6 protein-coding genes are annotated in these 9,564 nt (G+C 70.9%); 4 read left to right on the plus strand and 2 right to left on the minus strand.

Annotation, left to right across the window (positions count from 1 at the left end; translation table 11 throughout):
• Window positions 1-769: 769 nt before the first annotated feature.
• On the minus strand, window positions 770-1,456 hold the full coding sequence (locus ABT324_RS32790; protein ID WP_351185610.1) for a response regulator: 687 nt from the start codon (window positions 1,454-1,456) through the stop codon (window positions 770-772).
• On the minus strand, window positions 1,453-3,027 hold the full coding sequence (locus tag ABT324_RS32795) for a sensor histidine kinase (protein ID WP_351185625.1): 1,575 nt from the start codon (window positions 3,025-3,027) through the stop codon (window positions 1,453-1,455). Before ABT324_RS32795 ends, ABT324_RS32790 begins: the two co-directional genes overlap by 4 nt.
• An 829-nt stretch (window positions 3,028-3,856) precedes the next feature.
• On the opposite strand from ABT324_RS32795, the gene ABT324_RS32800 reads away from it, so the two are divergent.
• The 4 genes from ABT324_RS32800 to ABT324_RS32815 all read left to right on the plus strand — a co-directional run bounded on the left by ABT324_RS32800 (window position 3,857) and on the right by ABT324_RS32815 (window position 9,476).
• Complete coding sequence (locus ABT324_RS32800; RefSeq protein ID WP_351185613.1) at window positions 3,857-4,798, plus strand: AraC-like ligand-binding domain-containing protein; 942 nt, start codon at window positions 3,857-3,859, stop codon at window positions 4,796-4,798.
• 109 nt (window positions 4,799-4,907) lie between these two features.
• Window positions 4,908-6,341 carry an aldehyde dehydrogenase family protein gene (locus tag ABT324_RS32805; protein WP_351185616.1) on the plus strand — a complete coding sequence of 478 codons (1,434 nt, stop codon included), beginning with the start codon at window positions 4,908-4,910 and terminating at the stop codon, window positions 6,339-6,341.
• Window positions 6,342-6,376: 35 nt separating this feature from the next.
• Entirely contained in the window at window positions 6,377-8,290 is a 1,914-nt protein-coding gene (locus ABT324_RS32810) for a primary-amine oxidase (RefSeq protein ID WP_351185619.1), read from the plus strand.
• A gap of 220 nt (window positions 8,291-8,510) precedes the next feature.
• Complete coding sequence (locus tag ABT324_RS32815) at window positions 8,511-9,476, plus strand: hypothetical protein (protein ID WP_351185622.1); 966 nt, start codon at window positions 8,511-8,513, stop codon at window positions 9,474-9,476.
• Window positions 9,477-9,564: the final 88 nt, after the last annotated feature.

Consider the following 9,564-nt stretch of genomic DNA (forward strand, 5'->3'; position numbering starts at 1 on the left):
AGCCCGAGCCGGCTACAACGGCCTCCGCCTCCCCACCACCTGACCCCACCGACCCCGAACACCCGGCACCCGGCACCCGGCACCCGGCACCCGGCGAGTCCACAGTTTCAACTGAAACTGTAACCCGAGCCTTCGGGGTAGACCACAGTTTCAACTGAAACTGTGGTCGGAGCCCTCCGCGGTGGACCACAGCTTCAATTGAAACTGTAACCCGTACCTCGGGACACAGTTCCAATTGGGCCATGTTCGAGCTTCGGCGGGGCGCAGTCTCCACCGGGACTGCAGTCGGCGCCTCGGGGTGCGGTTCCAGTTGGGAGCGTGCCTCCAGTCCCCGAGTCGGTCGCAGTTTCAATTGAAACTGCGGTTGGGCCTCAGGGCGGATCGCAGTTTCAATTGAAACTGCAACCCGTACCTGGGGACGCAGTTCCAAGTGGGACTGTGTGAGCGGTTGGGGTGGGTCGTGGTTTCACCAGGAACTGCGATCGTTTCCGAACCTGCGCTCAGCTTCCCTGGGAACGGTGCTCGGTGTTCGAGGTCGTCCATTGATCCGGTGCGGACTGCGCCCGAGGCCTGGTGCGGATCGGAGTTCCGTTTGGATCCGCGCCAGTCCCGGGTGAGATCCCAGTTCCGGTCAAGAGTGTGCTCGCCTGCGGCGTCGGGTGGGGAAATGGTCCCGGAGTCCGGACCAGGGGTTCTGGTGATCGCAATTCCGAGGGAAGTCAGATCTCTGACCTCCCTCGGAACTGCATCTTCCGGTGCCGCGCCGGGGTCAGGTGGACCAGCGGTAGCGGCGTTCTGGGCGGCCGGTGCCGCCGTAGCGGAGGCGGACCTCGGCGCGGCCGGTGTCGGTGAAGTGCTCCAGGTACTTGCGGGCGCTGACGCGGGAGAGCTCGCTGGCCTCGGCGCATTCCGTTGCCGAGAGGTCGCCGCCCGCTTCGGTCGCTTCGCGGAGGATGCGCTCGACGATGTCCGCCGTTTCGTTGGTCAGGCCCTTCGGTGGGGTCGCGCGGCGGGTGCGGGTGCCGAAGAGGCGGTCGACGTCCTGCTGCTCGGCGGGGGCGTCGCCGGGCAGTTCGCTGAGCTTGGTGTGCAGCGCCCGGAACGCCTCCAGCTGGTCGCGCAGCGCCTCGAAGCTGAACGGCTTGATCAGGTAGTGCAGGGCGCCGCCGCGGATCGCGCCGCGCACCGTGTCCAGGTCGCGGGCGGCGGTGATCACGATGACGTCGGGGTCGGCCGTCGGGTGCGCGCGCAGCTGCCGCAGCACCGACAACCCGTCGACGTCGGGCAGGTAGATGTCGAGCAGGACCAGGTCGGGGCGCAGCTCCTCCACCGCGTGCACCACCTCGGTCCCGGTGTGCGCGGCCGCGACGACCTCGAACCCGGGCACCCGCGCCACGTACCCGCTGTGGACCTTGGCGACCATGAAGTCGTCGTCCACCACCAACACCTTGATCATGCCTGCGGTCCTCCCAGCGGCAGCCGCGCGGTGAACACCGCGCCGCGTGCGTTGTGCACCTGCACCGAGCCGCCGCGACGATGACAGATCTGCCTGGTCAAGGCCAGCCCCAGCCCGCGATCACCGCCGCGCGCGGCCTTGGTGGTGAAGCCGTGCCGGAACACCTCCTCGACGATCTCGGCGGCGACCCCGGGACCGGAGTCGCGCACCACCACGACGACCTCGTCGGTGCTGCGCAGGTCGACCTCGATCCAGCGGTCGGCGCCGGTCGACCCCTCCAGCGCGTCCAGCGAGTTGTCCACGAGGTTGCCCAGCACCGTGACCAGGTCGGCCGACAGCTCCTCGTCGATCTCGGGCAGGTAGCTGCCCTCGTCCAGCCGCAGCCCGACGCCGCGCTCGGCGGCCAGGCTGGCCTTGGCGATCAGCAGCGCTGCGGTCGCCGGGTCGTGGATGCGCGCGGTGACCTCGGCGTGCCACTGCTCGTGGTCGTGGCTGGTGCGCAGCACGTAGCGCTGCACCTCCTCGTACTCGCCCAGCTCGATGAGCCCGGAGATGGTGTGCAGCCGGTTGCTGAACTCGTGGGCTTGGGCGCGCAGCGTGTCGGTGGTGTCGCGGTGCACGGCGAGTTCCCGCTGCAGGTCGACGAGTTCGGTGCGGTCGCGCATGGTGACCACCGCGCCGACCGAGGAGATCGGCATCCGGTTGAGCACCACGACCATGCCGCGCCGCAGCACGATCTGGTCCACCCCGTCGGTGCGGCCGGTGAGCACGTCGCGGGCGCGGTCGTTGAGGTCCAGCGAGTCGATGTCGCGGCCCACGCAGTCGTCGGGCAGCGACAGCAGCTGCCGCGCCTGGTCGTTGACCAGCGTGATGCGGTTCTGCTCGTCGACGCCGAGCACGCCTTCCCGCACGCCGTGCAGCAGCGCCTCGCGGTGCTCGACCAGCCGCGTGATCTCACGCGGCTCCAGCCCCAGCGTCTGCCGCTTGACCCGGCGCGCCAGCAGCACCGATCCGGCGACCCCGAGGAACGTGGAGAAGGCGAGCAGCGCCAGCGGGTTCTCGGGTGCCTCGCGCAGGCCTTGGAGCACGTCGGGGGTGTTGCTGCCGGCTGCGACCACGCCGATGATGTGCGCGTCGTCGGAGATCACCGGCACGTGCGCCACCAGCGACTCCACGCCGTCGGTGCGGACCTCGCCGACCCACGAGCGGCCCTGCAGCACCGTGCTGTCGCCCAGTGGCAGCGGTTTGCCGCGCTGGCCGGGGTCGGGCGAGGTGAGCACGATGCCGCGGTGGTCGGCGATGATCACGTCGTCGGCACCGGAGAGGCTGCGGGCGCTCTCGGCGAAGATCGGCAGCGCGTCGCGCCGGATGGTGTTCTGCAGGCTGACCCGCACGCCGTCGGTGGCGGCCAGGTCCTCGGCGACGGAGAGCATCCGGCGGCCTTCGGTGGCCCGGAAGGCGATGTCGGACTGCGCCACGGAGAACACCGCGACCGAGGTGAGCAGCGCGAAGACGATCAGCAGCTGCCAGCTGAGCAGCTGCCGGGACAGCGACGCCTGCACCCGCAGCACGATGGTCACCTCCGCCTCGACCAGGTGCGGGAACGTTAACCCGTACCTGGTCCGAGACCCGAACACCGCCCGCTGGGCCCGGTTACACAAGTGACAGAAGTGCCGATAGTGGCAAAAGCGCGACAACGCCGGTGCGCGCGGGCAGCATGTCCCACATCACGTTCCTGCCACTTCCGAGCGGTGGCTGACCAGCGGAATCCCGCTGGTGATCGCGTGATTCCGCGGCGCTGAGGCGCAGGCCGCGGAAGCGCGCGACCGATGGGCGCCGTCAACCCCCGGACGCCCATCCCGTGAGGCGGCCCGGTCGCAAATCCCCCGGCGACCGGGCCACCAACGCGCCGGCCACCCCCGGCGAGGGCTTCGAGGGATCGCCGATGACTCCCCCGCTCGGTCGAGGCGCTCGGCCAGCTCCGCGTAGCGCTCCTCAGCGTTGTCGGTGCTGATGCCGGTGGCGATCGTGATCGCCCCGGCGTGCACCCCTTCGGCGCCAGATCCAGGTGCAGTGCGCGGGGGGCCCGCCGCCCAGCCCGACGTTGCCGACGAACGGCGCCGGGACCATCGACGACATCCGGTGGTCAGCGGCAGTGTGCCGCTGGCACGCCGGAGCATCGCGGGCACGTGGTTGACGGTGACCCCGCCGCCGAGCGTGCTCAAGGCGAACTGCGCGAACGCGGCCTCGGGGCGCCGACGACCTGATCGGCGCGCCTTGTGAGCAGCGGCGCGGCTTCGACGGGCGGTGAGTTCCGGCCGCGTTGCGACTTGGGTGGCAACCGTGGTGTTTTGCCGGTCGGCTTTGTACCGTGCTCGGCATCGACCAGTGGAGGTCTCGATGTCGGCTGTGCTCAGCGCCGGTGCGGCGGTGCAGGCGAACCACTTCGACGCCTGGCAGCAGGTCATCTCGGGTGCGTTCGTGCCGTTGCGGGCCAGCGGTCCGCAGCAGGCCCGCTTCCGGGCCCGGATCCGGTCCCACCACGTCGGCGCGGTGCACCTGTCGGAGATCTCCGCCTCGCCGCACCGGGTTTCGCGCACCTCGAAGCTGATCCGCGGCGGCGACTCGGGCCAGCTCAAGGTCAGCCTGCAGCTGCGCGGCAACGCGGTGGTGTGCCAGGACGGTCGCGAAACCCTGCTCGCGCCGGGCGACTTCACGCTCTACGACACCAGCCGCCCCTACACGCTCAACTTCGACGAGTCGTTCCGCTCGATCGTGCTGATGTTCCCCCGCGAGCTGCTGCGGCTGCGCCCGAGCGACCTGGCCGGGCTGCGTGCCCGGCGCTTCGACGGCCGTCACGGCACCGGGCGGTTGGTGCGCTCGCTGGTGCAGGAGCTGTGCGTGCGCGAGGACGCAGCCGGGTCGCGCTCGGGCCTGCTGATCTGCGACGCGGTGCTGGACGTGCTGGCCGCGGCGGTGGAGGACAGCGCCGAGCCCGCCGCGGCGCGCGGTGACCTGCTGGGGCGGCTGCGCTCGTTCATCGAGGAGCACCTCGCCGACCCCGAGCTGGGGCCGGAGGCGATCGCGGCGCAGAACCACATCTCGGTGCGCTACCTGCACAAGCTGTTCTCCGCCGACGGGGTCCCGGTCAGCGGCTGGATCCGGGCCCGCCGCCTGGAGCGCTGCCGCCGCGACCTGGCCGACCCGGAGCTGGCGGAACTGCCGGTCAGCGCCATAGCGGGTCGCTGGGGTCTGCCCAACGCCGCGCACTTCTCCAGGCTGTTCAAGGCGACCTTCGGGGTCTCCCCGCGCGAGTACCGGGCGGCGCACCTCGGCGGCTGAGCGGTCGCCGCGCGTGCGCGGGTGGACAAGTGGTGTTCACGCGCGGGCAAGAAGCGGGGGCGGGTAGGCCCGCAGAGTGGTCGGCGTCGCCAGCCACCAGGAGGAGACCGTGCGCCGACAACTGTTCATCGGCGGGAGCTGGGTGCCTGCCGCCGACGGGGCCGAGCTGCTCACCCACGACCCGGCCACCGGCGAACTGCTGGGCCGCTGCGCCGACGCCGGTGCGGCCGACGTCGACCGCGCGGTCGCCAGCGCGCGCGAGGCCTTCGCCGACCCGGGCTGGCGGGAGATGCCGCCCGCCGCGCGGGCGCGGCTGCTGTGGCGCATCGCCGACCTCATCGAGGGCTCCGCCGACGACCTCGCCGAGCTGGAGACGCGAGACCAGGGCCAGCCGATCGGCGTGGCACGCGGGGTCAGCGTGTCGATGGCCGCCGAGGTGTTCCGCTACTACGCCGGGTGGTGCACCAAGCTGGAGGGCGCCACCTCCCCGGTGTCGGTGCCCGGCGCGCTGCACTACACCCGCCGCGAGCCGGTCGGGGTGTGCGCGCTGATCACGCCGTGGAACTTCCCGCTGATGATCGCCGCCTGGAAGCTCGCCCCCGCGCTGGCGTGCGGGAACACCGCGATCCTCAAGCCCGCGGAGCAGACCCCTCTGTCCACAGTAGAGCTCGCGCGGTTGTGTGCGGCGGCCGGGGTGCCCGCCGGGGTGGTGAACTGCCTGACCGGCGGCCCGGACGCGGGCCGGGCGCTGGCCGAGCACCCGGCGGTGGACAAGGTGTCGTTCACCGGGTCCACCGAGGTCGGCAAGAAGATCGTGGTGGCCGCGGCGGGCAACCTCAAACGGGTCAGCCTCGAACTGGGCGGCAAGGCGCCCAGCATCATCGCCCGCGACGCCGACATCGACGCCGCGGTGGCCGGCAACCTGCAGGGCGCGCTGCTCAACTCCGGCCAGGTGTGCGCCGCCTACACCCGCTTCTACGTGGACAGCAAGCGCGTCGACGAGTTCGCCACCAAGATCGCAAAGGTCGCTGCGGGCCTGCGGCTGGGCGCCGGGCTCGACCCGGACACCGAGCTCGGCCCGCTGGTCTCGGCCGAACACCTCGAGCACGTCGCCGGGTACGTCGAAACCGGCCTGGCCGAGGGCGCCCAGCTGGTCACCGGCGGCAGCCGCGGCGACGGGCCGGGCCACTTCTTCCGCCCGACCGTGTTCTCCGGGGTCACCGACGAGATGACGATCGCCCGGGAGGAGATCTTCGGGCCGGTGCTGTCGGTGCTGCCCTACGACGACCCCGAGGAACTCCCGGCGCGGGCCAACGACACCGAGTACGGCTTGGCCGCCTGCGTGTGGACCAGGGACCTGGCCACCGCGCACCGCACCGCCGCGGCGATCCGGGCGGGCAGCGTGTTCGTCAACATGCTCCCGCTGCTGGACCCCGCCGCGCCGTGGGGCGGCTTCGGGTCCAGCGGCTGGGGCAGGGAGATGGGTGCCCACGCGCTGGACGAATTCACCGAGACCAAGGGAGTCTGGGTGAACTTGGGTTGAGCAGTGCAGATCGGAACTTCGAGAGGTTGGGCGCCATGACGATGCACCCGCTGGAACCGCTGAGCGCGGCGGAGGTCCTGCGAAACCGAGATGTCCTGCAGCAGGCGGGCCTGCTGCGCGAGTCGACCCGCTTCCCCCTGGTGCAGCTGGCGGAACCGGACAAGGCCACCGTGCTCGCGCACCGCGACGGCGACCCGGTGGAGCGCCGGGCGCGCTCGGTGCTGCTGGACGTCAAGACCGGGGAGCTGACCACCACCCTGGTCTCGCTGACCAGCGGTGAAGTGGTGGGCAAGGCCGTGGTGAACCCGGTCGAGCAGGGCCAGCCGCCGGTGATGCTCGACGAGTACGAGCTGGTCGAGCGCGTCGTGCGCGACGACGAGACCTGGCAGCGCGCCATCCGCGACCGCGGCTTCGACGACCTCACCAAGGTGCGGGTGTGCCCGCTGTCGGCCGGGTGGTTCGGCGTCGCCGAGGAGAGCGGCCGCCGCATGCTGCGGGCCCTGGCCTTCGCCCAGAACAGCCCGGACGAACTGCCCTGGGCGCACCCGATCGACGGACTGGTGGCCTACGTCGACGTGATCGAGCAGCGGGTGCTGGAGGTGGTCGACGACCGGAAGTTCCCGGTACCGGCCGAGAGTGGCGACTACACCGACGAGGCGGTGACCGGCCCGCTGCGCGACACGCTGCGCCCGATCGAGATCACCCAGCCCGAGGGGCCCAGCTTCCAGGTCGACGGGCACGAGGTGCGGTGGGAGAACTGGCGGTTCCGCATCGGCTTCGACCCGCGCGAAGGCCTGGTGCTGCACCAGCTGTCGTTCCGCGACGGCGACCGCGAGCGGCCGGTGGTCTACCGGGCCTCCATCGGCGAGATGGTGGTCAACTACGGCGACCCGTCGCCGGCCCGGTTCTGGCAGAACTACTTCGACTCGGGCGAGTACTCGCTGGGCAAGCTCGCCAACGAGCTGGTGCTCGGCTGCGACTGCCTCGGCGAGATCCGCTACTTCGACGCGGTGGTGGCCCAGGAGGACGGCACGCCGCGCACCCTGCGCAACGCGGTGTGCATGCACGAGGAGGACTTCGGGGTGCTGTGGAAGCACACCGACGTGTTCACCGGCACGGCCGAGACCCGGCGGCAGCGGCGGCTGGTGGTGTCCTTCTTCGTCTCCGTCGGCAACTACGACTACGGCTTCTACTGGTACCTCTACCTGGACGGCACCATCCAGCTGGAGACCAAGGCGACCGGCATCGTGTTCACCTCGGCCTACCCGGAGGAGGGCACGCGCTGGGCCAACGAGCTCGCCCCCGGCCTCGGCGCCCCGTACCACCAGCACCTGTTCGGCGCGCGGCTGGACATGATGGTGGACGGCACCCGCAACGCGGTGGACGAGGTGGCGGCCCAGCGGGTGCCGATCAGCGCGGACAACCCGCACGGCAACGCCTTCACCCGCAGCGTCACCCGGTTGGCGCGGGAGAGCGATGGCGGGCGCGAGGCGGATCCGGCCGCGGGCCGCGCCTGGCACGTGGTCAACACCGAGCGCACCAACCGCCTCGGCCAGCCGGTCGGCTACGCGCTGCTCCCGCAGGGCACCCCGGTGCTGCTGGCCGACCCGGAGTCCTCGATCGCCCAGCGCGCCGCGTTCGCGACCAAGCACCTGTGGGTCACCCAGCACGCCGAGGACGAGCGCTACCCGGCGGGGGAGTGGGTGAACCAGAGCCACGGCGGTGCGGGCATCCCGGCGTTCACCGCGGCGGACCGCAGCATCGACGGCGAGGACATCGTGCTGTGGCACACCTTCGGCCTGACCCACTTCCCCCGCCCCGAGGACTGGCCGATCATGCCGGTGGACTACTGCGGCTTCACCCTGAAGCCGGTGGGCTTCTTCGACCGCAACCCCACCCTCGACGTCCCACCCAACCCCAGCACCGGCTCCCACTGCTGCGAGAGCTGACCGCGTGGTCGTGAGTGCGTAACAGTGTTCGAACACTGTTACGCACTCACGACAAACCGGTGCGGACCGTGACTGCGTAGGTTGGTGAGACGTCCGTTGGGTTTTTGTCAGTTGTCCACAACTGACGAGTTCATCCACAGATTTCGGCCACGGGGTGCGGGCGGCGGAGCCGACTGCCGATTTCGAGGGCATGCCAACGAATTCGAAGTGGTCCCGTCATGTGTCGTTGTCCCCAGCAGAGGAGGAGCGCTGGCAGAAGGCGCTCGACGCGCAGCACGGCGTGATCTCCAATGCGCAGCTCCGCGACTTCGGCCTGTCCCAGGACTTCGCGAACGCGCAGATCGAGGCACGGCGTTGGCAACGAGTCGTGCCTGACGTGTTCGCGGTCTTCACCGGGCCGCTGCCCAGGTCGTCGTTGATCAGCGCGGCGTTGTGCTACGGCGGACCTTGGGCCGTGCTGAGCCACCGGACCGCCGCCGAGGAGTGGGGGATGCTGCCGATCGCCGACGGCGAACCGGTGCACATCACCGTGCCGTACGGGAATTCCGCTGTGTCCCAGCGGCCGGTCGTCCAAGTGCACCGGTCCCGCGCGTTCCGCCACATCGTGGCCCACTCGGAACCACCGCGGACCAACCGCGAGGACACGGTGATCGACGTGGCGGTCGCCGAGCCGACGGCCGCCGCGGCGCGGGACCGCTTGGTGCACCTGGTCGGCTCCAACCGGTTGGCGGTGTGGCGGGTGCAGGCGCAGCTCGAGTTCCGGCCGCCGTACCGCTACCGCAAGGCGTTGAAGGACGCGCTGCAGCTGCTGACCGGTGGTGCGCTGTCGGTGCTGGAGGCGGAGTACTTGCGGGACGTGGAGCAGGCGCACGGCCTGCCGGCTGCCCACCGGCAGGCGCCGTTCGTGGTGGACGACCTGGTCCTCTGGGAGGACGTGGTCTACGACGATGCGGGTGTGTGCCTGACCGTGCGCCTGGACGGGCGGGAGTTCCACGAGTCGCGCCGCATCGCCTTCCGGGACCGGCGGCGTGACAACGCTGCCGAGCTGGCGCAGCGGGCGCGGCTGACCTACGGCTGGCACGACGTCCACACCGATCCCTGCGGCGTGGCGCGGGAGGTCGTCACCGTGTTGCGCCGCGAGGGCTGGCGGGGCACACCCCGCTCCTGCCCGCGTTGCCCGGCATGAGGGGGTCGTGAGTGCGTAACGGGGGGGGTAAAAAGTTTAGAAAAAAAAAACCCCGCGCGGGGCGGGGGGGGGGCGGGCCGGGGGGAGA

Origin of the sequence: Saccharopolyspora sp. NPDC000359, assembly GCF_040300525.1 — a bacterium.
In the GTDB taxonomy this organism is placed as follows: domain Bacteria; phylum Actinomycetota; class Actinomycetes; order Mycobacteriales; family Pseudonocardiaceae; genus Saccharopolyspora.

Excerpts from the sequence above, each read along its gene's own strand:
- ABT324_RS32790 (WP_351185610.1), bottom strand. The coding sequence starts at position 1,456 with ATGATCAAGGTGTTGGTGGTGGACGACGACTTCATGGTCGCCAAGGTC.
- ABT324_RS32800 (WP_351185613.1), top strand. The coding sequence starts at position 3,857 with ATGTCGGCTGTGCTCAGCGCCGGTGCGGCGGTGCAGGCGAACCACTTC.
- ABT324_RS32810 (WP_351185619.1), top strand. The coding sequence starts at position 6,377 with ATGACGATGCACCCGCTGGAACCGCTGAGCGCGGCGGAGGTCCTGCGA.